The sequence below is a fragment of the Streptomyces sp. NPDC050636 genome (assembly GCF_040654775.1).
Lineage (GTDB): Bacteria > Actinomycetota > Actinomycetes > Streptomycetales > Streptomycetaceae > Streptomyces.
Genome location: NZ_JBFAIP010000031.1, coordinates 33,727 through 60,120, shown reverse-complemented (window position 1 = coordinate 60,120; position 26,394 = coordinate 33,727). Strand labels below are relative to the sequence as shown.

22 protein-coding genes and 2 CRISPR repeat arrays are annotated in these 26,394 nt (G+C 68.3%); of the genes, 2 read left to right on the top strand and 20 right to left on the bottom strand.

Annotated features, from left to right (window positions below; translation table 11 throughout):
- Positions 1-5 precede the first annotated feature (5 nt).
- The 20 genes from cas5e to AB0I10_RS22465 form a co-directional block, all read right to left on the bottom strand.
- Positions 6-785, bottom strand: a complete 780-nt coding sequence (gene cas5e, locus AB0I10_RS22560; protein WP_363154354.1) for a type I-E CRISPR-associated protein Cas5/CasD — start codon at positions 783-785, stop codon at positions 6-8.
- Positions 782-1,957 carry a type I-E CRISPR-associated protein Cas7/Cse4/CasC gene (cas7e, locus tag AB0I10_RS22555; protein ID WP_363154353.1) on the bottom strand — a complete coding sequence of 392 codons (1,176 nt, stop codon included), beginning with the start codon at positions 1,955-1,957 and terminating at the stop codon, positions 782-784. The genes cas5e and cas7e overlap by 4 nt, the downstream gene beginning before the upstream one ends.
- 4 nt (positions 1,958-1,961) lie before the next feature.
- Positions 1,962-2,588 carry a type I-E CRISPR-associated protein Cse2/CasB gene (casB, locus tag AB0I10_RS22550; RefSeq protein WP_363154352.1) on the bottom strand — a complete coding sequence of 209 codons (627 nt, stop codon included), beginning with the start codon at positions 2,586-2,588 and terminating at the stop codon, positions 1,962-1,964.
- Entirely contained in the window at positions 2,585-4,291 is a 1,707-nt protein-coding gene (gene casA, locus AB0I10_RS22545) for a type I-E CRISPR-associated protein Cse1/CasA (protein ID WP_363154351.1), read from the bottom strand. Before casA ends, casB begins: the two co-directional genes overlap by 4 nt.
- 131 nt (positions 4,292-4,422) lie before the next feature.
- Complete coding sequence (gene cas3 / locus AB0I10_RS22540) at positions 4,423-7,158, bottom strand: CRISPR-associated helicase Cas3' (protein WP_363154350.1); 2,736 nt, start codon at positions 7,156-7,158, stop codon at positions 4,423-4,425.
- A gap of 201 nt (positions 7,159-7,359) precedes the next feature.
- A CRISPR array of direct repeats spans positions 7,360-7,876; the repeat unit is 29 nt; unit sequence GTCCGCTCCGCGCATGCGGAGATGTTCCG.
- Positions 7,877-8,128: 252 nt separating this feature from the next.
- A CRISPR array of direct repeats spans positions 8,129-8,522; the repeat unit is 28 nt; unit sequence GTCCGCTCCGCGCGTGCGGAGATGTTCC.
- A 1,578-nt stretch (positions 8,523-10,100) separates the two neighbouring features.
- Entirely contained in the window at positions 10,101-10,667 is a 567-nt protein-coding gene (locus AB0I10_RS22535) for an NUDIX domain-containing protein (RefSeq protein WP_363154348.1), read from the bottom strand.
- 5 nt (positions 10,668-10,672) lie between these two features.
- Complete coding sequence (locus AB0I10_RS22530; protein ID WP_363154347.1) at positions 10,673-11,794, bottom strand: adenosylhomocysteinase; 1,122 nt, start codon at positions 11,792-11,794, stop codon at positions 10,673-10,675.
- Between the two features lie 27 nt (positions 11,795-11,821).
- Positions 11,822-12,817, bottom strand: a complete 996-nt coding sequence (locus tag AB0I10_RS22525) for an NAD-dependent epimerase/dehydratase family protein (RefSeq protein WP_363154346.1) — start codon at positions 12,815-12,817, stop codon at positions 11,822-11,824.
- A gap of 42 nt (positions 12,818-12,859) precedes the next feature.
- Positions 12,860-13,699, bottom strand: a complete 840-nt coding sequence (locus AB0I10_RS22520; RefSeq protein ID WP_363154345.1) for an aminoglycoside phosphotransferase — start codon at positions 13,697-13,699, stop codon at positions 12,860-12,862.
- Complete coding sequence (locus AB0I10_RS22515; protein WP_363154344.1) at positions 13,696-14,352, bottom strand: histidine phosphatase family protein; 657 nt, start codon at positions 14,350-14,352, stop codon at positions 13,696-13,698. The genes AB0I10_RS22520 and AB0I10_RS22515 overlap by 4 nt, the downstream gene beginning before the upstream one ends.
- A complete protein-coding gene (locus AB0I10_RS22510; RefSeq protein ID WP_363154343.1) occupies positions 14,349-15,113 on the bottom strand; it encodes a phosphotransferase in 765 nt (254 codons plus the stop codon). The genes AB0I10_RS22515 and AB0I10_RS22510 overlap by 4 nt, the downstream gene beginning before the upstream one ends.
- Positions 15,110-15,952: a class I SAM-dependent methyltransferase gene (locus AB0I10_RS22505; RefSeq protein ID WP_363154342.1), complete on the bottom strand. Its 843-nt coding sequence runs from the start codon at positions 15,950-15,952 to the stop codon at positions 15,110-15,112. The genes AB0I10_RS22510 and AB0I10_RS22505 overlap by 4 nt, the downstream gene beginning before the upstream one ends.
- 31 nt (positions 15,953-15,983) lie before the next feature.
- Positions 15,984-16,496 carry a topology modulation protein gene (locus AB0I10_RS22500; RefSeq protein WP_363154341.1) on the bottom strand — a complete coding sequence of 171 codons (513 nt, stop codon included), beginning with the start codon at positions 16,494-16,496 and terminating at the stop codon, positions 15,984-15,986.
- 96 nt (positions 16,497-16,592) lie between these two features.
- Positions 16,593-17,645: a hypothetical protein gene (locus tag AB0I10_RS22495; RefSeq protein WP_363154340.1), complete on the bottom strand. Its 1,053-nt coding sequence runs from the start codon at positions 17,643-17,645 to the stop codon at positions 16,593-16,595.
- On the bottom strand, positions 17,642-19,360 hold the full coding sequence (locus AB0I10_RS22490) for a carbamoyltransferase C-terminal domain-containing protein (RefSeq protein ID WP_363154338.1): 1,719 nt from the start codon (positions 19,358-19,360) through the stop codon (positions 17,642-17,644). Before AB0I10_RS22490 ends, AB0I10_RS22495 begins: the two co-directional genes overlap by 4 nt.
- Positions 19,361-19,368: 8 nt before the next feature.
- Positions 19,369-20,325, bottom strand: coding sequence for a thymidylate synthase (locus AB0I10_RS22485; RefSeq protein ID WP_363154337.1), 957 nt, complete (start codon positions 20,323-20,325; stop codon positions 19,369-19,371).
- The gene (locus tag AB0I10_RS22480; RefSeq protein ID WP_363154336.1) at positions 20,322-22,097 is read right to left on the bottom strand and encodes a hypothetical protein; all 1,776 of its coding nucleotides are present in this window, start codon (positions 22,095-22,097) and stop codon (positions 20,322-20,324) included. The genes AB0I10_RS22485 and AB0I10_RS22480 overlap by 4 nt, the downstream gene beginning before the upstream one ends.
- Positions 22,098-22,189: 92 nt before the next feature.
- Positions 22,190-22,864, bottom strand: a complete 675-nt coding sequence (locus AB0I10_RS22475) for an HAD family hydrolase (protein WP_363154335.1) — start codon at positions 22,862-22,864, stop codon at positions 22,190-22,192.
- On the bottom strand, positions 22,861-23,130 hold the full coding sequence (locus AB0I10_RS22470) for a LuxR C-terminal-related transcriptional regulator (protein WP_363154333.1): 270 nt from the start codon (positions 23,128-23,130) through the stop codon (positions 22,861-22,863). Before AB0I10_RS22470 ends, AB0I10_RS22475 begins: the two co-directional genes overlap by 4 nt.
- Before the next feature lie 93 nt (positions 23,131-23,223).
- Positions 23,224-23,826: an ATP-binding protein gene (locus AB0I10_RS22465; RefSeq protein ID WP_363154331.1), complete on the bottom strand. Its 603-nt coding sequence runs from the start codon at positions 23,824-23,826 to the stop codon at positions 23,224-23,226.
- Positions 23,827-24,407: 581 nt separating this feature from the next.
- On the opposite strand from AB0I10_RS22465, the gene AB0I10_RS22460 reads away from it, so the two are divergent.
- A complete protein-coding gene (locus AB0I10_RS22460) occupies positions 24,408-25,799 on the top strand; it encodes a Tat pathway signal protein (protein ID WP_363154330.1) in 1,392 nt (463 codons plus the stop codon).
- A 57-nt stretch (positions 25,800-25,856) separates the two neighbouring features.
- A complete protein-coding gene (locus AB0I10_RS22455) occupies positions 25,857-26,345 on the top strand; it encodes an SAM-dependent methyltransferase (protein WP_363154329.1) in 489 nt (162 codons plus the stop codon).
- Positions 26,346-26,394 lie beyond the last annotated feature (49 nt).

Genomic DNA, 26,394 nt, shown 5'->3' with positions numbered 1-26,394 from the left:
TCCTGTCAGCCGAGCAGCTCGAAGGGGTCGTGGACGGTGTCGTGGGGTGACAGGGGCAGGGTGATGTGCCCGTGTCGGATGGGGCGTTCGGTGTACCGGTGGCGGAACGGCGGCGCCGATGCGAGGGGCTGGTCCGGGAGGACGTCGGTGCCGTCCGGGTCCTCGATGACCGTGTCCAGGCGGACGCTGGACTGCCCCAGCCCGCGGTGGCGAGCGATCTCGTGCGCGGCGGCCTGCCACGCCGTGGTGCGCAGGGCATGGTCGAGGCCGGTCTGGCGCTCGAAGCCCATGAAGAGGGGTTTGCTGGGAGGGCATGAGCGGCGGCCCAGGAACAGGGGAAAGCGGGGCCGGCGCACTGCGTGGGCGACTTTGGCCAGCAGGTCGGCGTCGCCTTCGAGGTATGCGGTGAAGGCGGCATCGCTCAGGTAGTGGCGCCGGGTGATCTTCGTGGAGTCCTTGGCCTGCAGGCGCCCGTCATCGGCGGTGGGCAGACGCTGCTGAGCGGCATCGGTCGGGGCGTGAGAGGCGCCGCTGACCGTGTGGTAGTCCACCAGCAGTTCGCCGGGCTGATCCGCGCGCACGGCAAGACGCAGACCCGTCAGCTCCGCCAGAGTGACGTCGGCGGTTTCCGAGGGGCCGCCGTCGCGGGGGATGCCGCATGCGGCGGCCAGGAGGCCGACGATGCCGGACTTGCTGGGGTAGGGCAGGGTGGTGCGGATGGTGTGCCGGCTGCCCACACCCCAGGACTGCAGCGGGCCGGCCAGCCGCACGGTCAGGACACTCACTTGGCCTGCGCCTTGGGCAGGGCGGCCGTCAGGGCTTCTTCTGCCTGCGCGAGCGCCCTCTTCCAAGTGACGCGCTCGGGCAGCTTCGTCTCGCCGTTGCTCTCCAGGGTGGACGGATAGATGGCGGCGGACCAGCTCGGGGTGTCGCCCCACTGCTCGTCCACGCTGGCCATGTGAGCGAAGAGGGCAGTGGCGGAGGTGGTGAGATACCCCTCGCTGGTTCGTGCGATGGGGCGTTCGAAGGCGTCGACGTGGCTGACCGGGCGGTCTTCGCGCAGGCTGAGGACGATGACCTCGGGCCGGGTGTGGTGGGCGAAGGTGTTGGCCTTGCCGGTGGGCATGCTGCCGGCGAAGGCGCGAATGAAGCCGAGCGCGGACTTCAGGGTACTGGCGTTCTGACCGTCGAGATTGGTGTGGAGGGTGCGCAGGTCGAGAGTGGCGTAGCGGTAGAGGGTGGCGGAGTTGAACTCCAGCGAGCCGATCATGCCGGCGCCCTTGTTGTCGTCCTGCTGCTCGTCGTCGACTGCGGTGAAGTAGTCGAATTCCGTGATGGCTTCGTGGGTGGAGATGGCGTGCGCGACCTGGCAGCCGGCATCCACTCCGGTGTCAGGGGAATTGGCGACCATCCGGCCGAAGAGCGCCACGGCCCCGGGGTGAGCGGTCACACCCAGGTCCTTGAGCCCCAGTGCACCCACGACGTCCACGAGTTTCTTGTCGGTGTTGGCGTCGGCGAGGGCGTCGGCCTGGGCGGCGAGCGCGTCGACCACGTTGTTGATCTGGGTGCGGCCGAGGAAGAGCAGGTATTCGGTGACCGGCCGCTCCTCGACCGGCTCGTCGCCTTCGCCCTTCTTCTTGGGCTTCTTGGCGGCGACCTTGAACATCGCAAACGCCGCTGCCATACCGATGGCGTCGGCCTTCTCAGCAAGGGCGGGGACGCGCTCTGCGAGCTGGTCAGCGATCATCTGGGGCAGCTGGCGGGTGCGGACGGCGTCCTCACCGGCCAGGGCGCCATCGGCCTCGAACGCGGTGCGGGTGGCGCGCTTCCACGCCTGGGAGGAGACGCGGGCACGCTTGACGCCGCCGAAGACGGCGGTCTTGGGGCTGCCGTCCTGGTCGCGGTTGATGTTGGAGGGCGGCACGTTCTGCAGGATGTGGATGTCGAGGAAGGTCATGGCGCTACTCCTTGGGCGAGTCGGTCGGGTTGCTGTCGGTTTCGGTGGTCTTGCGTGGGGTGCGGCGGAAGTCCATCCCCCAGATGCGCACCAGGCCCTGGCGCCGTGCCGGGTGGTGCCAGGCGGCAAGCGCGTCGGCCAGGGCGACGTAGTCCAGCGCGACGTCGTAGGTGCGCAGCAGCGAGACGAGGAAGCGCAGGTGGCTGGTCAGCTCGGTCATCGAGTCCGCACTCAGGGCGGCACGGAAGCGCTTGGAGGCCCCGCCTTGCGAGGGCATCGACGCCTCCAGTTTCCGGGCGGCGTGCCCCAGGGAGACGCCGCGCCGGTGCATGGGGGCGGACTTGGACTGCGTGTGGCAGGCATACAGCGCCAGGGTGTGGTGCGTGGCCGCGGTGACCTCGTCCCGTCGCCCCAGGGGGACGAACTCAGAAACTTCTGTCTTTTCGTCGCCTTCCAGGACGTAGGAGATCGACTCGTGCATGTCGAGTTCGTCCAGCGGCTCGGTGTTGCGTCCGCGGCGGCACGCGGCGGCCAGGCCGGGGTCCCGGTCGATCGCTTTGAGCTGTTTGGCGAGCCGGCCGTGCCAGGGCGGCGGGTCGTCGTCGGTTCGGCGCTTGGGTGTGGTGGTCATGCGGGCGGCTCCAGGTCGGTCGGATCGTCGTCGGGGTCGTCGCCGTCGGTGTCGAACAGCTCGCGCAGGGCCTTGTGCAGGGCGCTGTGGAAGAAGATTTCGGCCAGGGACGCGTCCATGACCTCGCCCTCCCCCGTCTCCTGGCCGTGCCATGCAGCTGGGGAGGCTGCCTTCAGGAGTTCGCCGGCCCTGCTGCGGATGATGCGCCGGACCTCGTGCGCCCATCGATCGAGGGCCTCGTCGGGCTCGGCGTCGTTGCCGGTCAGGGAGGACAGCCAGCGCCGAAACGGTGTGTCCAGCGCGGCGTATGCGGCTTCGCGGGCGCGTTCTCGGTGACCGGTCAGCAAGCCCTCCTCCGACTTTCGGCACCCCGAGGCCACCGCGAGGTTCTCCGCCAGATACGCCAGCGCCCGGACCGCGCCTTCGGTCGCCTCGACGGCGTAGAGCACGGTGTGGCGCCAGTCGTCGTCCTGGGCCGAGAGCACCGCGACCGGCAGAGGGAGCACATCGCCGTAGGCTTCGTCGATCACGGCGCTCTGGTTGCCGTATTCGAAACCGACCGCAAGGACGCGAAGCGGCATCCTCTTCAGCGCGGACATCCGCTCGCGGGTGCCCAGTTGAGCCAGCACCGCTGGGCCTTGGAGCGTCGGGGCGTCCTTCGCAGCGGCGGTGGTGGTCAGCTCCGCGCGGGCCAGCAGCGGGCCGAGCCCGCGCCACAGCTGCCGCTCGACGCGGTGCCGCACCGGCCAGTAGACCAGCGGGAACTTGCGCTTGCGCTCCAGGTTCGGGCTGCGTTTCCACGCCGAGTGCGGCTCGCTGCGCATCCAGCCCCGCAGCTCCTGCCCGGTGTTCAACGAGATCCGGTCCCCGCCACAGACCAGCACCTGCCGCACCACAACCCCGCCCGGCTGGTCCGCATCCGGCTCAGGGATCAGCCGGATGCGGCGCGCGGGCCAGGTGAACAGCTCCAGCCGACCCTTCGGCATCCGCTCCGCCCACTGGGCCGTCAACGCTGGACGCTCCCACACCGGCAGATCCTCCTCGCCGACGGCGGCTGCCGTGGTGGGCAGGAGGTTGCACATCAAGGAGTGCCACAGCGTGGGCCCCATGGGCATGACGACGCCCAACTGCCCCATGGAGCCCACCGGGTTGCCCATGGTCTTGCCGGCCTTGGCCTGGTCGTCACCGACCGCCCCGGTCTTGATCGCCGCGGTGTCCCACGCATGGGCATGCAGCAGCCACCGCGCCGCCTGCGCCGGGGTGAGCGCATCGGGGCGGGCATCGCGTTCCGCGGAGAACAGCGGCACGTTGTTGCCGCTGGCCACATGCGGCACCAGCAGCGCCACCGTCTTCGTCTTGCCGTTCAGCGCCTGCAACCCGCCCACCTGCATGAACGGTGCCTGCGCGTCGAACAGACCGAAGCGCGAACGGTGTTCATCCAGATAGGCGCCGATCACCGTCGCGTCGAACGCCCCCGCCTCCCACCAGGCCGACCAGTGCTTCTCGCCGGTCGGTCCTTTCAGGGCTCGGTGCACGATGGCCAGCAACAGCCGGATCACTGGAGGGATTTGCGAGGGGCTGTCCAGGGCCAGGCTGCGTACCTCGGTTGCACGCAACAGCGCCTCGCGCAGAGACACCTCCCCCGTACTGCCGTCGGCGAAGACGACCGGAAGCCAGTCGTCGTCGACCAGATTGAATTCCATAACGCTCCACCACGTAGGCATGACGAACTACCCGGCAGCCGTGCGGCATTTGACGCCCGGCCCCGACTCACATACCTACAGGCACCCACTGACAACGCACGGTGACCTGCAAAAACGTGGCTTGAAACAGATCAGTCGACCATGAGACCTTCCTTCGGGCAGTACGTGAGGCGCCTGCCTCCCAGCCGCAGGGGCCGACCATCGGCAGGCAGCAAGAGCACCCGGGCCGAGCCGAGCCAGGCGGATGCCTTCCACGCCTCTGGCGTGAAAGAGGCTTCCTGAGCCGCAGCTGTCAGCTTCTCCGACCAGCTCGGAAGCCGGATCGCCTGGTCCAGCACCACCTCGACGCCCTCCGCGTCCGGCAACCGGTCCAGCGGCACCAGCGCATCCGCCCCTTGGGAAACGGGCACCGCCGTGTCCTCCGAGGCTCCTGCTTGCAGCAGGATGACCTCCAGCGACGGCTTGCCGAGCCGGACCAGAGCCTGCACCTGCGGCGTGTTTTCATCGTCATCGCCACTCAACGGGGCGTCCCTGTGCAGATCCGCCAGGCTCTCCACCTCCCGCGGATTCCTCAGAGCGACCTGATTCGCCTGGTCCTTCATCAGCGCCCGCTTTTCCTCGTCCTCCTGCGCCGCGACGGCCAGCCGCTCCTGCCAGGAGTCCGGCCCCAGCCTCCCGGTGCCATAGACGCGGTCGACCAGGTCCGGGATGGCGGCCGGCAGTTCCAGCACGGTGCGGTCGAGCAGCACCGCCGCGGTGCGCCACAGCAGGTGGTCCCCGTAGACCGTGCGAGACCCACCCGGCATCTCCGGAGGCGTATCCAGGGCGGACTGGTATCCGGTCACCACCACGCGGGCATGGCTCAGTAGCTGCGGGCGGTCGCTGGCCGGGTGGCGGTGCATCCGGCCGATCCTCTGGAAGAGCAAGTCGATCGGGCACAGGTCGGTGATCAGCGCGTCGAAGGACACGTCCAGGGACTGCTCGGCGACCTGGGTCGCGACCACGACATGCGGCATGGGCCGCGTGCCCTCGGGGCCGAACTCCGTCACGAGGCCGGTCTCCAGGCGCCGGCGGTCAGCCACCGTGAACCGGGCGTGCATCAGCGTGACCGCGTCCTCGCCCAGCGCCTCCCGCAGCTGACCGGCCAGTTCCTGAGCCCGAGCGACGGTGTTGCGAATGACCAGCAGACACCCGCCGCCCGCCAACAGTTCTTTGGCCCGGTTGACGACCGTGGTGACGTCCGGCTCCGGCAGCATCTCCACCGTCACCGCCAGCCCGCGGTCCGCCTCCGCCGACAGGGCTTGAGGCACGGCCCCCTCCCCTGCCAGATCAGGGGCGTCCACCCAGGTCAGGCGCGGATACGCCGCACTGTCCTCCACCTCCACCTGCCGCCCGGCATACGCCTGAACGAGCTGTGCGCGCTGCTGGGCGGGGAGAGTCGCCGACAAGAGCACCACCGGCACCCCGCACGCCCCCAGCCACGCCAGCACCCCCTGCAGCAGCCCGGACATGTAGGCGTCGTAAGCGTGCACTTCGTCCAGAACCACGACCTTCCCCGCCAGGCCCAGCATCCGCACCGACACATACCGCGAAGCCAGCCCCGCCAGCAGCAGCTGGTCCACAGTGGCCACCACCACCGGCGCCAGCAGCGACCGATAGCGCCCCTGGATCCACTTCGAGGCGACAGCCCCCGCACCGCACTCGTCCACACCCACCGTGCCGTGCAGCAGGGCCCGGTAGTCCTCCTGACGCACGGCCTTGCCGTGCGCGAGAGCCACCGTCGTATCGGCCCCCTGCCGCTTGAGCCACTTCAGGACCCGGCCGAAGATCTGGTTCGCCGTCGCCTGCGTGGGCAACCCGAAGAACACACCGTTCGCGCCCAGCCGGGCAGCCAGCACCTCCGCTGCCGCCAAGGCGGCCTCCGTCTTGCCCTCGCCCATCGGCGCCTCGATCACCATCAACCCCGGCCCCCCAACCGAGCACGCCAGGTCATAGACCGCCTCCTGCACTGCCCGCGGCTTGTTGATCCCGAACCGGGAGCCGTACAGACCCTGCGCCCCCATCCGCGCACCATCCGGATCCGGCGTCCAGACCGCCCACACCCCCATGACTTCACCCGCACGCCCGACCCGGGACGCCGAGGTCTCCAGATAGCCCTCCGGCAACCGGCCCTCGTACGGAAAGAGGTCCTCGTTACTGGCCAGCCAGTCCGCCAAGGTCACCGCGCCGGCCTGCACCAGCTGCGCCGGCACCGACGGCACACTCTTGTCCCACGCCCCCAGATGCGGCGCTGCTCCGCTGCCCAGCACCGCCGCTTCATGCACTGCCGCCTGCATCCGTTTCCATGCCCCGGTCCCCCGGCGCTTGGGCTTGATGCCTTCGTCCAGCCAGCCCACCCCGGGGAACACTCCGTGATGGCCTGCCAGCGTCAGAGCGACGAACTCGGCCGCCTCCCCGTCCCATCCCTCGTCGCACAGCACCTGGAAAATCAAACGCCCCGAGAGCCAGCCATGCGGCAGAACACCCTTCACGGACAGGTCGACCGCCAGTCCCGCGGCCACCAGTTCGGCCCGCCGTTGCACATCCAGGCCGGCGAAAGGCGGCGTGGCCTTGCCGAGATCATGCTCGGCCGCCAGCCACGACAGCCGGGCCCGGGCCGGCGCTTCCCTCCCGTCGAGGTCCGCCGCCAGCAATCCCCGCACCCGCTGCGCGAGCAAGTGGTCCCACAGCCAGCCGCCCGCGTGCCCGCTGTCCCACACATGCGCGATCAACGAATGCCACGTAGCACCAGGAGGCACCTCACGCCCCCAGCCCCTGCGCCACGTCTTCGCCCACAACAGCCCAACCAAACCGGAAAACTCCGACACCCTGCCTCCTCACGGAACCAGCCCCCAGTCCTACCCGCAGCCACTGACAACCAGCCTGTGAACAACCCACCGCGGCCACCCACCCACCAGACAGCGCTACCGTGAAGAGACAACCGGCCTCCCTGAGGCCCCCGAGCACCAGCCTCACCGCACCTTGATAACGAAACAGCAAAGCCCCCACAAACGGCCAGGTCACGAGGGGTCCGCTCCGCGCATGCGGAGATGTTCCGAGCTGACCAGCTCAGTCCCGGACCTGGCGTGAGTCCGCTCCGCGCATGCGGAGATGTTCCGATCTCGCCCACCCCGACCATGCCGCACGGAGCGTCCGCTCCGCGCATGCGGAGATGTTCCCGGCGCGATGGCCAGTGCGCTGGTGCAGGTCCGGTCCGCTCCGCGCATGCGGAGATGTTCCGCCCGTGCCGTACATCGCAGTGTGGGCACACGAGTCCGCTCCGCGCAGGCGGAGATGTTTCGCCGGCTTTGTGGCGCTTGACTGCACGCACATCGTCCGCTCCGCTCACCTGGAGATGTTTCGAATCGCAAGGTGCTGCGCCCCAGTCTGGCGAAGTCCGCTCTGCTCACGCGGAGATGCTCCGAGCATGATGCCGCGGTCGAGACCATTGACGCGGTCTGCTCCGCCCACGCGGAGATGTTCCGTACAGGGCGGGGATGACACAGCACGCCATCGCGTCCGCTCCGCTCACGCGGAGATGATCCGGAGCTGGAGGCCGACCTAGCTAAAGGAATCGAGTCCGCTCCAAGGGCAAGCCGCCGTCGAAACTGGAGACCGGCACCGGTGGTCAATGTCGGGTGGTCAAGGCCAAGTCCGGGACGGGCACGCCAGCGGCCGCAAGACGGCCACGACGCCCTACGTCAATCGAACGCTAAATCCAGAATGTGCCGCTTGCCTGTTTCTGTGCAAGTGCTTAAAGACTCAGTGCCGGCACGATAGAACTGCAGGTCATGACCTGTCCGCTCCGCGCGTGCGGAGATGTTCCCCGGTACCAGCCGAGGGTCAGGACGAGTCGTGCGTCCGCTCCGCGCGTGCGGAGATGTTCCCCGTGCCCCGTCCCCCGTGGCCATGCCGGAGAAGTCCGCTCCGCGCGTGCGGAGATGTTCCCGGCAAGAGGCACGTCACGACGTGGCGGCCGATGTCCGCTCCGCGCGTGCGGAGATGTTCCCGACTGGCCCGACGTCGACCGGGACTATGCGGCGTCCGCTCCGCGCATGCGGAGATGTTCCCTGTGGCTCAGTAGTCATACAAGGGCCGGATGGGTCCGCTCCGCGCGTGCGGAGATGTTCCGCGGCGAAGAATCCGCGCGCCGATGCCGTTGTTGTCCGCTCCGCACACGCGGAGATGTTCCGCTGGTCGCCGGCCACCTGCGGGCCGGCGCCGCGTCCACTCCGCAAACGGGGAACTCACCAGCGCCAGCTACACAACCAGACAGCGCGCTACCGTTACAAGGCCACCGAACGCCCCACCGCACCTTGATAACGACACAGCAAAGCCTCCGCAACTACCCAGGTCACGAAGGGTGCGCTCCGCGTACGCGGAGATGTTCCGCTGACCAGCTCGCCGCGCTGCGCCGTCAATTCGTGCGCTCCGCGTACGCGGAGATGTTCCACCGCCAGGTTGAAAGCCGAAACCCTCGTCATCGTGCGCTCCGCTTATGCGGAGATGTTCCGACCATGCGGGCCATCGGATCACTGTTGATCTCGTCCGCTCCGCGCACGCGGAGATGTTCCGCAGTGCATCCGCTCGCCCAGCCCGGCGCCTCGGTCCGCTCCGCACACGCGGAGATGTTCCGTGTCCGATGCCGGCTCGCAGCTGCTTGTCGCTGTCCGCTCCGCGCACGCGGAGATGTTCCGCTCTGCGAGCAAGACGATCGGGTCAACTCCGGGTCCGCTCCGCACAGGCGAAGATGATCCGTCCTCCGGCAGACCCAGCCCAGCGTGCGGATTGTCCGCTCCGCGCGTGCGGAGTTGCTTCCGGTCCGCCGGGGACAGTGCCTGGGCTGTCCGCTCCGCGTCCGCGGAGATGCTCCCACGGCAGCAACGCTCTTGGGCGTCACCGTGCCGTCCGCTCCGCGCGTGCGGAGATGTTCCGGACTCTGATGTCCTGCTCGAACTGGCCGCCAAGTCAGGCTCTGTGTACGTGGAGATGCGCCGACTACGGCGAGATGATCACCATGGCTGTAGCGTCCGCTCCGCGCCCGGGGAACTCGCCAGCGCCAACTGCACAACCAGACAGCGCTACCGTTACAAGACGACCGGACACCCCACCGCACCTTGATAACGAAACAGCAAAGCCTCCGCAACTGGCCAGGTCACGAAGGGTGCGCTCCGCGTACGCGGAGATGTTCCGTCGGAGGCGAGGGTGAACAGGCGTTGCCGGATGTGCGCTCCGCGTACGCGGAGATGTTCCGTTGATGGCGGAGTGGTCCATATCCGGATAGACGTGCGCTCCGCGTATGCGGAGATATCCCGTACGGAGACACCGGCCTCGCCCTCGCCTCGGAGTCCGCTCCGCGGAGGCGGAGATGCTCCGTACACCGCAGAGCCGGGGCGAGTGACCGATGGCGTTCGCTCTGCGTACGCGGAGATGTTCCGTACAGGGCCAGGGCCTCGTCGACGACGGTCTGGTCCTGTCCGCGCACGCGGAAATGCTCTGGTTCCAAGGCAGCGGCGCAGCGCTTACTGCTGGTCGGCTCCGCGCAGACGGAGATGTTCCGGTCGGCATCGGCGTCGACTTGGCCGTTCAGTCGTCCGCTTCGCACAAGCGGAGATGCACCGAAGTACGCGTCGATCATCCGCCAGCTCGACGGGTTCGCTCCGCGCATGCGGAGATGCTCCGAGCGGCCTGACCCCGCTGCGCCTGCAGGTCGGGGCTGCTCCGCATACGCGGAGACGCTCCCTTGACCTTGGCGACCATTGCAGGCGGGTCAGGGAGCCGTGGAACTGGGCAGGAGAGCAAGCTTGGCGGCGATGGTCGGTGCGGTGACCTTGGTGAAGGGCAGCCACCGGTAGTTCGTCACTTCCTCGGCTTGGAGGTGGATCTTCTGCTTGCCGAGGAGCCGGAAAGCGAAGCGGAAGTCGTAGTGCTGGTGTGCCGGTTCGCCTTTATCGGGGTTGGCTGCGATGTCGTGTACATCGATGTCGAGCGGGATGCTTTCGTATCCCGTCAGCGGGACCACGGCGCTGGGCGGGATGCCGGCCTCCTCCTGGAGTTCGCGCAGGGCGGCACTGGGGAGAGCGGTGTCGGCAGGCTCAGAGTGCCCACCGGGCGCGAGATCCTTGTCGAGGATCTTGTGGTGGATGTGCAGCATCTGGTCGTGCCGGTCGATCACGATGGCGCTGCAGGTGACGTGGCCGGGGTAGGTCTCACGGCTAGTCGGGTCCTCCGGGCTCGTCAGGGCGTTCAGGAGAGGCACGAGCGCTTCCCGCTCGTCGGGGTGACGCCCGAGGTACGCCTCGGTCATGTTGTGGATGTGGCTGCGGGACGGGGGCATGTGGATCACCTGGCGAAGTGGTCGAGCCAGGCTCTGGCGATGGCCTGGCGGGCGTCTGCGGACATCTCGTGGAGGCTCGGGGCATGCATGCCCCGGCTGAGGGCGGATGTGGCGGCGAGTATCTCGGCCTGGACGAGGTGGATGTATGTGCCGATGGATGCTCCGTGCAGGAAGTTGACGGCGTTGCCGTTGGCGAGCACGTAGAAGTAGTGGCCGGTCACGTCGTAGCGAGTCAGCTGATCCCCGACTGGGGTGCGCCGGTAGAGGTCGTCGAGTGCGTCGAGTTCGAGTTCGTCCTCGGAGGAGGTGACCGAGGCGAGGTACGCGCCGTTGTGCAGGGCTGCGAAGTCGCTCTGCCGCAGGGCCAGGTTGCCAGTGGCGCACAGCACGAGGCCGGCCTCGTGGATCGCTTCCGTGCAGGAGGCGGTGGTACGGAAGCCCTGGGCGTGGGCTTGCACCTGCTTGACGGGATCGTTGTCGTAGACGACCACGCGCAGGTCGTGGGCTCGCAGGGTCTGGGCGATGCTGCGGCCGACCTTTCCGAAACCGATGACGCAGGCGTCGCGGCTGGCAAGGATGTCGCCTCGGGTGCGGACCAGGGCGTCCGTGGAAAAGACGATGGACCGCCCGACGAGGTGGTCCTCGCAGTCCTTCAGCGGAGAGCGCGCCACCGAGAACACGGGGCAGGGAAGTTGACCGAGCGCTTCGTATCGCTGGTGGCCGTTCTCGGTGTCCTCGACGACTCCCAGGATGCGGCCGGAGAACTTGTCGACCAGGGTGTCGAGGCTGGGGGCGTAGTAGCCGCCGATGTCGAGGAGGACGACGTCGCGACCGGGCGCGGTGTCTTCGAGGTACTCCAGGGCGCTGGTCGGATCGGCGAACAGTTCACGGGTGAGGGCGTGGACGGCGTATGTGCGGCGGACCTCTGCCAGGGCCTCCGCAGTCACGGACTTGGGCTTGGGGAGAACGGCGGCGACCGTGGTCGTGCGGGCCATCGCGCGCAGGAACGCCGGGCGTTCGGGGAGCAGGTGCGTAATGATCAGCGAGGTGGCTTGGCCGGCGGCGGGGAAGCGTTCGGTGACGCGTCGGAAGAAGGCGTCCAGCCGGGCTTTTTCTGGGCTCTCCACGGCAACTCCTCTGTCGTCGCGAGGTGGTCAGGCAGCCGCTCGGTACGCGGGCTGGGTCAGGGCTCGCATCTGTGCGCGCATGCCGGTGGGCAGGTCGACCGTGGGCTGCCAGCCGAGTACGGCCTGGGCGCGGCGGGGGTCGGCGCGGGTGGTCAGTACGTCTCCGTTGCGGACGTTGTCGGCGTGGATCTGGATCTCTCGGCCGACGAGGCTATTGGCGATCTTGATGACGTCGACCAGGGAGGCGTTGGCTCCGCCGCCGACATTGACGATGCCTGTGTCGATGGGGGCGCCCGCAGCGGAGATGGTGGCGGCGACCGCATCGTCGACGTACGTGAAGTCGCGGCGCTGGTGGCCGTCTCCGTACAGCCGCAGTGGCTGCCCGGTCATCGCGGCGTGGAGGGCGCGGTGGGTGAACATGTCGGGGCGCTGGCGGGGGCCGTAGACCGTGAAGTAGCGCAGGGCGATAACGCTGGTGGGGCAGTCGGCTCGGGAGGCGTGGGCGAGGCAGAGTTGTTCCTCGGCGAGCTTGGTGACTGCGTACGGGGAAGCCGGGCGGGGGTGGTCGCCTTCGACGCTGGGGCCGCCGTTGGTGGGGCCGTAGACGCTGGAGGAGGAGGCCACGACGAGTCGGGGGACGCGCATGCGGGTGGCGGCGTCCATGACGCGCTGGGTGGCGAGGATGTTGGAGTTGACGTACTCGCTGAATTGCGGTCCCCACGAGGGGCGTACGCCGGGGATGCCGGCAAGGTGGTAGATCACGTCTGCGTCGATGAGGAGCGGATCGATCGCGCAGGTGAGGAGGTCCGCGGTGATGTGCATGTAGCCCGGGAGACCGCGCAATGGGGCCATGTTGGCGGCGGCCGTCTTGTCTCTTGCTGGGTCGCGGCGGTCGACGCCGATGACGGTGGTTCCTGCCTGTGCCAGGGCGTGGGCGAGGTGGGATCCGATGAAGCCGGCCGCGCCGGTCACCAGCGCGCGCCGAGGGCTCGATGCGGTCGCGGCGGAGGGGCTGTCTGACACGGAACTCTCCAGAGGTGGGTTGGCGGGTGGGGTGGTTAGTGGTCAGCTCAGTTGGGACAGGACAGTGCGGCCGTGGGCGCTCAGGACGGCGTCGTTCTGTTCGTGACCGCGGACGAGTGCGGTGACGGCTTCGATGGCACCGAAGCGCTCCAGGAGCCGTTGTTCGGTGTCCGAGGGTTGGCTGCCGTATCCGGTGAAGAACGCCTCGCGCAGTCGAGGGGCCTGCTGCCAGTGGCGGAACTCAAGGCGGGCGAAGTCCCGGATGCGGGCGTCGCGCCGCATGTGCTCGAAGTCGACGGTCCAGAAGCCTTCTCCGACGCGCCAGTTCCTGGGTTGGTAGTCGAGGTGGCAGACGGCGCTGTCCATGCAGGCGCCGGCCAGCTCATCCGCGATCTGCAGGACGAGCTTCCGCTCGGCGCCCGAAAGGAGGTCCGTGCCGTCGGCCCTGGCAACCCAGCTTCGGAGACGATCGGCCAGCGCGCCTCCCATGTCTGCGGTGCTACGCCGGTTCGTCGCGTGATGAAGAGCGCGAAGGGCACCTCCGGCGTCGTGGTGCGCCTTCTCCTCGTCGTCCGAACCAGGGAGCAGTGCGTCACCGCTCCAACCGGGCACCGCGGTGATCAGGAGGATGTGCGTCGAGTCCTGGCGGCCGACTAACTCGGGGGCGCGGTCCAGGAGATGGACCCTCCAGGTCAGATATGCGTGCGTCTCTTGGACGTAGCGGGCCTGGCTTGCGTGCTGCTTTGCGAAGTAGGTGGTGCCCCGGGTGTCGACGAGCTGCAGAAGGTGGGACGGAAGCGAGGGGTCGGCGACGATGCTGACAGCTCCGACCGTTTGGCGCGCGAGTTCGATGCGAGGGTCGGCGTCAGCCCTACTGCTCACGGTGTCGCTCCCGTTGCTAAGGCGGCGAGGTGGGCGGTGTCGTTGTGCCGGTCGAGCATCCAGCGGCGCTGGCCGAGCCGGTTGCGGTGGTGCTGCCAGCGGGTGACGGAGGCGTGGGAGACCGTGAAGCCGGCTTCCGTCATCGACCCGAGGCCGAGCAGGAGGGCGTGTGCGGCGAGGATCGTTTCGCCGTGGGCGGCGAACAGGACGCGGTCGCCTTCGTGGCGGTTGATGAGGTCGTGGAGGAACGCTTCGGCTCGCTGGAGGTAGCCGTTCCAGGTATCGGATCCCGCGGCCCAAGGTTGGTCTGGGTGGGCATGCGGTCCGCCGTTGGCTGCGGTCTTCACGTAGTGCCAGGGCTTGCCGTCGGCCTCACCGTGAATGGGTCCATCGAGGCCGGGTTCTACGCGGGGCTCCAGGCCGAGGGCGTGCCCGAGGATCTGCCCGCTCTGCTGAAGGCGCAGTCGGGGGCCTGCGTAGAGCGCGGTGAAGGGCTGGGCGCGGTGCTCGGTGGCCAGTAGGGCAGCGGCCCTCTCGACCTGGACGTATCCCAGGTGGGTGAGCCCTGTGCAGGTTGCGGGGCCGCCGACGCGGCCATCGGCGTTGCACCGGGCCTCGCCGTGGCGGACGAAGACGAGTTCTGTGGTCATCATGAGGGGCCTTGGGTTCGTGGGTGCTGATGCAGCCAGCCGTAGCGGTAGCCGTTGCGCCCGGCGTACGGCGCGGTCAGTACGGCATGCAGTGCGAGGAAGTCACCGAGGCGCTCTCTGCTCGTCGCACCTAGCTGGGCGTGGTGACGGGCGGCGGCATGGTTGTAGCCGTTCAGGGCTGCTTCGATGTCGGGCGGATCGATCGGGCCGTGCGTCATGATCAGCGTCGTGATCAGCTTGGCCAGGTCGTATCCGAAGGGCGCGAGGGTGACGTCGTCCGTATCGACGCTGAAGACCGTGCCGTCCAGGGTGATCAGGAAGTTCCGCGGGTTGCTGTCCTTGTAAAAGGCGGCGGGCCCGTCAGTGGAGCGCTCCAGCAGCGTCAGCATCGCGTGCAGGGCGGCAGTGTCGGGCAGAAAGCCGCTCTCCAGCCGGTTGCGCAGGGCCGCTTCCCGGCAGGAGCCGAAATCCGCGAGGACGCTGCCGTCTCGGAGTTCGTGTGGCATGTCCAGCTGTGCCCGGTGCAGGTCGCTTGCCCAAGCAGCACCGTGCGCATCACCCAGGAGGGCCGCAAGCGGCAGCAGATCCTCCTTCTGCGCATGACGACCGTCGATGTGCTCGAAGGTCAGGCTGGCCGGCCCGACTACCGTCAGCGCCGGCTGCCGCAGCGGCTTCGCATGGGTAGCGAGCCATCCGTAGTGGCAGGCTGCGGCAGCTGCCTTCGCGGGGGTCTCGTAGTGCTTGCTGAAGTGGAAAAGCGTCACGTCCGACCTCCATGCGGCCGGGCCACGACATAGGTGATGACCGAGGTGGTGGTGATCGGCTTGTCCGGGTGCCACTCGTGGAGCGCGGCGGCCAGGGCGCCGGGGTTGCCGTACAGACCGGGTGCGAGGTCGTACTTGGGGTTGGTGGCGAGGTACTCGGCAGCGTGGTCGAGGCCCGAGAACTCGAAGCGGTGTTCCTCGTGCTCGACCGCCACCACGTCCATGGCCGACTGCGCCATGTCGGCGAGGTTGCCTCCGTGCGCGGTGGCGTAGAGGCTCTCGTGCTGCTCGGCGCGCGGGTCAAGGGGCCCGGCGACCAGGGCATCCATCTCTCTATAGCTGTCGAACGCCTTGGTGACCAGCACGGCGAGCCCGCCGGGGGCCAGGGAGCGGGCGATTTCCGCGATGGCCCGCCCGGGGTCGGGTGAGTGGTACAGGCAGAACGCTGCAACGGCCAGCTCACACGAATCATCGGGCAGGGGGAGCTGGTGGAAGTCCCCTTGAAGGAACGCCACTTGGGTTCCGGGGTAGTGGCCGGCACGACTGCGGGCAGCGGCCAGGAGGGCGGGAGAAGCGTCGATACCCACGAGCCGCTGTGGCTTCAGCTGCTTGGCCAGGACGCGGCTGCTGGTGCCCCGACCGCATCCGATGTCTGCTACCAGACCAAGACGGCGATCGGCCCCGGCTCGGTGCGCCTGGGCCAGCTGGACGATGACCTCGGGAACGAAACGACCTGCGGTCTTGGCCCGCATCAGGGCGCTGGAGCGGCTGGCCAGCCGGGCGGCATTGCCGTACAGCTCGCCCTGGCGGCCGGGGTCGAGAAACGGGTTGGTGGTCACGAGCCGCACCCCCGCTCGGGTCGCGGAGTGCTCAGGTGTGCTGGACGGCGACCTGCTGCAGCCAGCGTCGCGTGTGCCGGCGGTTGGTGAGGAACACCACTTCGGCGTGCCCGGCGGCGAACTCCTCGGTCTTGGCCATGACCCGCGGTCGCATCTTGCGCCGGTACGTCGCCACGTACTTGATCACGCCCCAGGTGATGCGGTTGTGCACCCCGTTGCCCTTGTGCCCGGCGCCGTGCCTGATCTGCCGGGAGAAGATCCCCCACAGTGCAGCCAGTGTCGAGACGTCCATCAGCACCACGGTGTCGCAGGCTTCGAGCCGGATCTGCAGCGTGGAGTTGTAGTTGCCGTCGATGATCCACGTCGGCTGCGTGACCAGGCCGCGCTGCACCTCGGCAAATTTCTCCATGGGCAGGGCGTTCCACTCGTCGTCGTAGAACGCGGCATCCAGGTGCGTCACCGGCGCATCCAGGATCTTGGCCAGCTTGCGGGCAAGATCCGACTTGCCGCTGCCTCCGCAGCCGACGATGGCGACCTTCTTCATGGTGCTCCAGCCTAGAGGTGCTCGGGTGCCCGGACGGCTCGGCGGCCGGAACACATACGGATGATCGGGTCCTGCTGGCTCGAGCGAGGCGGTTCATCATGCGGCCCCCTGCCTTGACGGCCCGGCGGCGGTGGCCCTGTCCAGCACGGACTCCAGTGCGTCGACCTGGTGGCTGAGCCGGAAGAGCTCCAGCCGACCGATGCACTCCGAGATCAGTTCGGCGTGCTGCCGGCTGCCCGCGATCTTCTGGAGGTCTTCGATCCGCCGGATCACTTGGCCGCCCGTCTGGACCACCAGGTCTTCGGGGACGAAGAGCTCGACGTGTCGGATGCTGGCCGGCGCCAGCGGCAGGCAGCCGGCGAGGACGGCCTCGAAGATCCGCTGCGTCATCTGTCCGACCGCGGCGTACCGCTCGGGCAGGAGCAGGACCGTGGCCAGTGTGCTGCTGTAGAGCCGGGAGCCGGTGTTGAAGGGGATTCGGCCGAGGAAGGTGACGTGTGGCCATCGCTCGGTACTGGTCCACTTGCCGCCCACCCGGTGCTCGAAGCGGGCGGCGGCTGGAGCGAAGAATCGGTCGAACTCGTCGTCGCGGTCGTACTGGTTGCCGACGTAACCGAGTGGCGTCCTCCGGTCCTCGCCGGCCAGGGCGATCGGGTCGGCACCGTCCAGGAGCGCGTCATCGATGGGAAAGAGCACGCGGTGGGCACCGGGGGTGGGTGCGAGGGCGGCTTCGCACACCGTGACGTTCGGGGTGCTGCGCCAGATGCTGTCCTCGCGCAGTTGCCGGTCCTTGTCCCAGATCACGGTGGGGGTACGGCGGCGAATGGTGTAGCGGTTGAGCAGCTCCACCTGGCGGTGGAGATCACAGGTATGTCCTGCGGTGCCGCAGGCGGTGGTGTTGCGCCCCTCGATGGGCCAGCGCCATTCGAGGAACAGCACGTCGATGTCCGGGATGCCGGCGTCGAAGGAGTACACGCCGCCGAGAGCGTCGCCCGCTTCGAGCCAATCGCGGTCAGCCTGCAGAAACACGATGTCGTGACCACGCCGGACAAGCTCGTCGATCAGCGGCCGGCGGTGGCTGCGGCCTCCGTCGGGGGTGTCGGTGATCCCGTTTCCGAGGAAGCCCCAGAAGCTGTATCCGATCTTCATTTGGTGATCCACCGCCCTTCGAGCAGCAGGGCGTCCAGCCCGGAGTTCGCGAGGCAGTCCAACGCCATCTCCGGGGTGCCGCAGATGGGTTTTCCTTTGACGTTGAGCGAGGTGTTGATCAAGACAGGGACTCCCGTACGGCGGGCGAACGACTTCAGGACCTTGTGCATGAACGGGTTCTGTGCCGCGGTGACGGTCTGGAGTCGGGCGGTGCCGTTGGCGTGGACGATCGCGGGGATGCGCTCACGGGCAGCGTCGGTCACCTGGGAGGCCATGGACATGTACGGCGCGTCCTGGCCGAGGGTGAAGAACTCACGGGCGCGGGCGGCGGTGACCATGGGTGCGAACGGGCGGAAGGGCTCGCGGAACTTCACCGTTGCGTTCAGGCGCTCGACCACCCCGGCTTCGAGGGGCGAGGCGAGGATCGAACGGTTCCCGAGGGCACGGGGGCCGGCCTCGACGCGGCCCTGGAACAGCCCCACGATCATCCCGTGGGCCAGCTGGTCCGCGAGAAACTCCGCGGCGTCCGTGCCGAGGATCTTCTGCTTCAGACCCGGCCACGGGCCGAGATCCAGCACCGGCTCGGGAAAGGACGGGCCGAGGTAGCAGGTGCGGGCGATCCCGGACAGTGGCCTCCTGCTGCCGCTGTCGACGTGCACTGCGAGAGCTGCGCCGATGGCGGTGCCAGCGTCGCCCGAGGCCGGGGGGACAAAGACCTCGTCGAAGATCCCCGCCTCAATGATTCGGCCGATGCTGACGCAGTTGGTGGCCACCCCGCCGCCCGCGCACAGCCGCCGCGAGCCAGTGAGTGCACGGGACCGCCGTGCGAGGTGCAGCATGATCTGCTCGGTGCGCTCCTGGAGGGCGGCGGCCAAGTCCTGGTGGACTTGCTGGACCGGTTCTTCCGGGTGCCGGGGAAGGCAAGCGTCGGCGATGAAGCGGGGCGAGGTTCGTGCATAGCCGGAGGTCAGGACGCGCGGCGGGAAGTAGGCCGGGTCGAGCGTGAAGCCGGTGGAAGTCGTACGAACCGCGTCGGAGAACAGCTTCCGGAAGCGGGCTGGATCACCGAGCGCTGCGAGCGCCATCACGGTTCCTTCTTCGTCGCCCCGCCGCCACCCGAGGTGCTCGGTAACCGCTCCGTACACGTAGCCCAAGGAGGCGGGGTCGTAGAGCGCCTCCAGCGTGTGGGTGCCGCGGCGGCCCGCCCAGTGGCCGTGAGCGATGGTGGTGGTCTGTCGCTCGCCGAGGCTGTCGACGACCAGCACGGCGGACTCGTTCCATCCCGAGGAGGCGAAAGCCGTCAGCTGGTGAGCGCGGTGGTGGAGTACGGGCGTGACGCGGGCCCCGGGGAATGCCTGACGGAGGGATTGCACCCGGCGTCGGGTACGCAGGCCGACCTTGGCGAACCCGGCCGCCCGCGGCAGGGCTCGATGACGAGTTGTTCCCGAGAGCGCGAAGCGCAGGGCGGCAGGGCTCTCAGCGAGGTAGCGGGCGGGCTGGAAGTTGTACGCGACGGCGTCGACGTCGCCAGGCTTGATGCCGGCCTCGTCCAGCAGCCACTCGATGGCGTGGCGGGGGTAGTCGCGGGTGTGCTTCTCCTGGGAGAGACGCTCCTCCTCGACGAAGCCGACCAGTTCGCCGTCGACCAGGAGCGCGGCGGCGGAGTCGTGGGTGAAGGCACAGAGGCCGAGGATGACGGACGGGACATAGCCCATGGGGCACGTCACCTCGTCGCCGCTGCGGCTGGGGCGAACGGGCTGCCGCTGCGGCGGGCCAGTTCGCCGTACCAGGCGATCAGAGCTGCACCAAGTGGGCTCTCGATCTTGTCGGCGACGCGCCACGCCTGCTCGCGCGCTCCGTCCTTCCACAGCCGGTAGCTGCGCATCGTCTCGGCCATGGCGTCCCAGCCCGGGTGTCCTGTCTCGTCCCGGGCTTCCACCCGGTCGAGTAGCTTGTTGAACCCCTCCCAGGGCGTGACGAGTTCCGGCATGACCGCGCTCGCGACGACGTCAGTCAGCGCGTCGGCCTTGTCCATGTCGCGCTCGTAGATGTGCAGCGAGCCGACCTGGTGGTGGTACTCGCCCAAGTCGGCGCCCAGCCAGCCGGCGACCAGCTCATGGAGCGTGGTGAAAAAGAACAGGTCATAAGGCATGCCGATCCATACGTCCTGACCTCGCATGGTGGTCGACATGTGCAGGCGGCCGGCGCGCAGATGGAATCGGAAGCCGAGGGTGCAGGGGACGTCCTTGTGCCCGGCGGTGTCACGGGCCGGGTCGTAGAGCTGGATCAGGGCTCGCCGGGAATCGGGGTCGTCCTTGAGGATCTCGACGACCCGATGGACCTGGTCGACTTCCCCGCCCCAGTTCCGCATCCTGGGCCCGTACGCGCCGCGCAGGATCCCGTCGTCGGCGTACTGCCGCAGCCGTCCGTTGTAGTCGTAGATCCACGGGGCGTCGGAGCCGGAGAGGTGCCAGACGGTCTCGGCCACTGCGAAGGCGGGGTTCAGGATCCGGGCGGGCGGCGCGTACAGCAGCCGGGCCCGCGGCTGGGTCAGCGTCATGGTCACGTTGCGGGCCTCGCGAGTGGCCATCCCGCGCGGGCTGACCTTCTCTCCGCTCTTGGCCAACAGCACGGCCCCGGTGAAGAGTTCGGCAACGCTGTCAGCGGTCAGGTTCGTCATCGGACAGGGGCTCCCTCGTCCCTCGGCATACCGGAGACGGCGCCGGGGGCATCGTGGTGGTTGGGGTCGATGTGGGCGTGGTCGGCCCGAGATCGGGCGACGATGAGTTGGGCGATGTCGAAGGCGCTGTTACCTCGCCAGTGGCACACCGCATCGCGCGCGTCCGGCGTAACCCGGAGGTGCGGCTTGCTCAGCGCGTTGAGGGCGCTCGCGATGTCGGCGGCTGAGCCGCATCGGTGGGCAAGGGATTGGTCGGCGAGGCCGAGTGTTCGCTCGCCGGGCAGGTCCAGTTCGAGGACGGGGACGTCGAGGAGTACGGCTTCGATACCGCAGGTCGAGAACACGCTCGCCACCGCGTCTGCGCCGGCGAGGCAGCCTCGTGCGCCGACCTGCGGATCGGCCACGGCCACCAGCTGCCTTCCGTCCTGCTGGAGGAGGGGGTCGAAGGCATGAATGCCCTGTGTCGGATGCGGGGCAATGACCAGGCCCCAACAGCTCTGGGCCTTCCGCAGGCCATCCAGGATGATGTCCGCTTGGGCCCGGAGGCGGTCCGGCCCGAAGGGTTGGCAGGCCCAGACCGCGATCCGGTCCGGTTGCTGGCCAGTGCCGGTGGCCAGCAGTTTCTGGAGGTAGCGGCGTTGGGTCTCAGGGCCGAGGCCGGCGAGCACGTCGAAGCGTGGCTGTCCGAGAACGTGGATCTCCGCTTCGGTGTGCCGAGCCCAGGCTCTCGCCGGAGCGACGTCACGCTCCCCCATCACGACGATGTGGCGACTGTGGATGGCCGGCCACGCCACAGACCCCGGCATCCACGCTCCGTGCTGGACGTGCACGGTGTTGGCGCCGTGTCGTTCGGCGGTATGCACGGCAAGAGCGCCGAGGGGGCTGGTGTCGTTGCTCACCAGCACGGTGTGCGGACGTACCGCGCAGAGCACTTCGTCGAGCCACGCTTCCGTGTGCACAACCGCCCGCCATGACGGCTGGGTGCATCCGCCGCTCTCCTCCACGAGAGCAGCGGCCAGGCGCTCCAGGCTGTCCAGCCGCACGGTGTGCCGGCCGACCTGGACGCTGCTGTCGGATCCGGCGGGCTCCTCGGCCTCCAGCCGCATCCCGGGGACGGTTCCGGAGACTGCAAGGATCTCGGCGGGAGCTCGGCACAGGCTGACGGCGTCAGCCACGGGCTTGGGGCAGCGCTCCGCTGGGTCGGTGGCGAGGTCGATGAGCACGCTGGGGTGGCCGTCACGGGCCAGTTCCTCCAGCACAGGCATCAGGGTCTGTGCATGCCGGGAGGACCAGGACAGCGCCACAACCGCGGCTCTGGGCAATGTCGAGGGCACCGGACTCGGCTCGGCACAAGCATCCACCTGGGGAGCTGCGAGCCTTCGCAGCCGGGCGGAGCGCGCCGGGTTGTGCGGTGCCGGTGCCCCCAGAGCGAATGCAGCACCTGACCAGGTGACGGTGTAGGGGCGATACTCGCGAGAGCTGCTGTCGCGCACGCCGAGCAGCCCTTCGTACGGGGCCGGCGTCACGGGGCCGGGTGCCTGCGCGAAGGCGTCCCAGGCGCTCAACGCCATCAGCTTGCGTACGAGTTGGCTGATCAGGCGGCGTACGGGGACGTGCTGCACGTACAGCCACGGGGCCCCGCGGGGCGTCGCCGCGCGGTGAGAGCTGTACTTCTCCAGCGCCGTCATGACGTTCTCGACGTGCTGGCCCGTCTCTCCCCGATCGACCGGCAGGGCTTCGAGCTGCAACGTGGTGATCTGCGCGGACCGCACGTTCCGAAGGGATGCTTCTCCGACGAGGATCCACGCAGACCGCCCGCCCACGAACGTCTGGGCGAGGCCGAGGGCACTTCGCTTCGAGCCGCTCACAGCAGGCTCCCCTCGATGAAGGGGGCCGTCTGTCCGCTCTCGTCAAGAAGCCGCAGGAGGTCCTTCGGTGAATGCGCGACCCTTGGAGTCGGGCTGCCGTGGGATCCGTAACCCCAGTCCGCATGGACGTACGGCACGTCGGCTCGCCGAGCACATTCGTGGTCAACCGCCATGCCCCCCACGTACATAGCGGCTGATGGATCGATGGCGAGGTCGACGAGCGCGAGCAGCAGTGGGTCGGGGGCCGGCTTGCCTCGGCCGGGCCCGCCGGGTGCCCGTACAGAGGCGAAGGGGCAGCCCAGCCGAGCCAGGAGCGGCGCCGCGCGATCGAGCGGCTTGGACGTCACAACCGCGAGGAGCCAGCCGTCGGCGACGAAAGCGTGAAGAACGTCCTCCACGCCATCGAACGGTTGAGCCAGCCACGAGGCGGCCTTCGACGCCTCTGTGTATGTCTGGTGGAGCCGGTCGATGTCAACGAGACCCAGGCACTCCATGATGTCGGCGAACGGTCGGCCGAGGTGCTGCTCGTACGATTCAAACGGCACGTCGATGCCGTGGCGCTCGCTCACCGCTCGCCATGCTTCCTGCATGACCGGACGGGTGTCGAACAGGACGCCGTCGAGGTCGAGGGCCAGAGCCCGCCGCTCCGCAGTGGTCTGCACGGTGGTCACGCCCCCTCGCGGTCAGCGAGCGGACGCCAGCGCCAACCGAGGCCCACGCAGTGCACCCGGCCGGAGGAACCCATCTCGGAGAGCAGCCGCCAGATGCGCGTCTCCCAGTGGGCAGTCCCAACGAGGCGGACTCGGCTGCTCGTACCCAGCTTGCTGCGAAGTCGACGCAGACGATCCTGCACCGTTTCCTCGACAAGTCCTGCAGTCGTGGTGATCTCAGCGTTGCTCTGTCCTGGAGCGACGAACGCCAGCACCTTCTTCTCCATTGGAGTCAACGGCGGTGCGGCGGGTGGTGACTGTACGGGCATGGCAAACACCTCCAGCGTCAATGCGGGTGGGAGTAGTGCGATGCAGTGGGGTCAGGCTGCGGAAGCAGACGGTCGGCGAACCAGGAAGGCCAGTACCTTCTTGCCGCTTCCGTCTTCGTTGAGACGAGCCGTCCAGGCGTCGGCCTCCGCGGATACGAGAAGGAGACCGCGGCCATCGAGAGCATCCGGCCCGTCGGCACGAGGAACCGGTGGGAGGGTCGAGTTGTCCTGCAGCTCGATGCCGATCACTCCGTTCTGGACGGCCAGCGTCAGCGTGATGAGTTCGACTTCTCCCTCAGACTTCGTACGACCGTGGCGCCTTGCGTTCGTGGCGAGTTCGCTGACGATGAGCAACGCACGGTCAGCCAGTTCATCGAGACCCCAGTCCGCGAGCGTCTTCCGTGTGAAGGTGCGCGCCGCGCGGGGAGCGAGGTCGTCGGAGGGGAGCGTCAGGCTCTCCTGGTGTTCGGGCGATTCGATAGCGGACTCAAAGGCCAGGGGCGCGTCCATCGAGTCGCCCCCGTCACCGGACTCGCCGGAGGCCATCGAGTACACGACGGCAGATCTCGACCGGTACCTCTGTGGCCTTCTCCGCCTGGTGCTTTCCCAGGGAGGCACCTTTTTCGCGCCGGAGACAGATCCCTTCTCCCGCAATGTCCGAGTTGTTCCTCGCGAGGGCACGTCCGTCGGGCATAAGGCGACCTCCATCGTCAGGGGCGCCTCAACGGCGTCCGGTTCGACAGCGAATCCGTCGGGTCCGGCGAATCGGGGTTCGCCGAGTGCGCCAAGGAACCATCGACCGCCACGGAACTCCGTACGGGGATGGAGCCAGCGCTGGTTGTCCGTCCAGTGGAAGGCCGTACTCGCGCTACGAACGCCGACACGGATACGCCGGGCTCTATCCACGCTTCCGCAGCCCCGGCGGCACCGGGCGGCTAGGACACAAGTCCGTTCACCCTGTTCGCGCTTCACGAGATTCGACTGTGCGGCCTCGTTGCCACCGACCGTGTTCCGAGGCCCTCGGCCTCCGGACTGGCGTGCCCATCGCCGGATGCATTGAGGGAACGCATCGTGGGTAACACCACCCCTCTGGCTCGCGTTCACCGAATTCGCCCCCTGGGCACGGTCGTTGATGAGTACGTTGAGAAAACCGCGAAATGAGCCCGGCCGGTATGGAGCCGAGGGCGGTCATGCGGTGAAAGCGGTGAAAGATCGTTTAGCGAACAGGACGCGTCATGGCGCAGAAGCGAAACGAGCGGCTCGCAGCCGTCATCGCCGAGAGCAACTGGCCACATTCGCAAGTGGCCTTGGCAGTTGTCCGGCTGGGGCGCGAGAACGGTGTCCGAGAATGTGCTGCGATCGGCAGGTCTCACGTATCGAAGTGGGTTGGCGGCACCAAGCCGTCCGGGCAGGTGCCGCTAATCTTGTGCGAGGCACTGTCCCGTCGCCTGGGCCGCGTCGTCACCCTGGATGAGGTCGGGCTTGCGGATCCGTCCTCGGCTCCGTGCGGCGCGCTGGACTGGCGTGCCGACGCGGTGGCTTCGCTAGTTGATCTCGGGAGAGTCGACGTGGACCTTGAACGGCGACAGCTGCTGGTCGGCTCCGCCTTCTCCGTGGCGTCTCTCGCCCTGCCGAGTGAGTCATGGTGGTCGGAGATGGCAGCGGCGCCCGAGGGCCGCGCGGTTCGCCTCGGTACGAGAAGCGTCGGTATAGGTGACGTAGAGGCCGTTCGTGAGACCGGAGCGTTCTTCTCACGTCTGGATCAACGCCACGGAGGCGGTCATGGCCGCAAGTCGTTGGTCCAGTACCTCATGACAGAGGTGGCCGACTACCTCGACGGGCGCTTTCCTGACGACCGCGTGCGACGGGAGATGTTCTCGGCCGCAAGTGAGCTTGCCTATCTGGCAGGCTGGACCGCCTTCGACAACGCCCAGCACTCCGTGGCACAGCCGTACTTCACCATCGCTGTGAAACTCGCCGCGCGAGCCGACGACCCTCCGATGGCCGGCCATGTACTGCGGGCGATGGCTCATCAGGCTCTGGAACTCGGTCACCCGCAACAGGCTCTCGGCCTGGCCTCGGCTTCAGTGGAGGGTAAGCGCTACAGGTTCGCGAGCCCCAGAGAGAAGGCTTTGCTCGGCGTCGTCCACGCACGCAGCCTGGCGGCGACGGGCGCCCGAAAGGCTGCATCCGTAGCCCTGCGGCGAGCGGAGGACGACCTCGCCGGAGCCGGACCCGGGATCGAAGAGCCCAACCGGACGTTCTTCTTCTCTGAGGCCAGCCTCGCGCACGAAACCGCCCGCACGCTGCAAGCCGCCGGCGATGTCGCAGGAGCCCTGCGCGAGTTCCGTCGCAGCGTACGTACACGAAACGGCGCGGCCTTCGGCCGCACTCATGCCGTGACCTTGGGCCTTCTCGGAAAAGTCCAGGCCGAGCGCGGTTCCATCGAGGAGGCATGTGCCACTTGGTCGCGAGCACTGGATTCCATGGACGGCATTCACTCCGGACGCACTCGCCAGACCGTCGTTGACATGCGTCGAGCGCTGTCGCCGTACCGGAGGCGCGGAGTCAGAGTCGTCACTGAGCTGGACTCTCGTGCTGCGGAGTTCCTGTCCGGAGTAGCCTGACCCGGCCATGGCAATGTGGGGCTGCGGGACTTCCCACCCGGTAGCAGAGAGGCAGTCATGACCGGCGAGACGTTCGAGGTCAAGGCACTTGCGCACGTAGTCGGCGGACGCGAGAAGCCCACCGACGACTTCTGGGGCGGCACCCGCTCCATCATCCGGATCGACAGCGAGCAGTTCCCGTCGGACTCAGTGGCCGGCCTTGAGGAGTTCTCCCACTTGGAGATCGTCTTCCGGTTCCACCTCACGGATCCCACTGATCTCCACGCAAGCGCGCGGCGACCGCGGGACAACCCGGCCTGGCCCGCGACGGGGATCTTCGCTCACCGCAACATGCGACGCCAGAACTGGCTGGGTGTATCCCGGTGCCGGCTTCTCCGAGTCGATGGTCTCGACCTCCACGTCGAGGACCTCGACGCCGTCGACGGGACGCCTGTGCTGGAGATCAAGCCCTGGTTCGTGGAGATGGGCCCTCGGGGCGAGGTGCATCAGCCGCCATGGCCGACGGAGATGCTTCGCGATTACTACGCCCCCTCGAAGGACAGCTGACCGATTCCGCCACTGCCTGCTCGGCCGTCGTAGCCCCTACGTTCGGTCC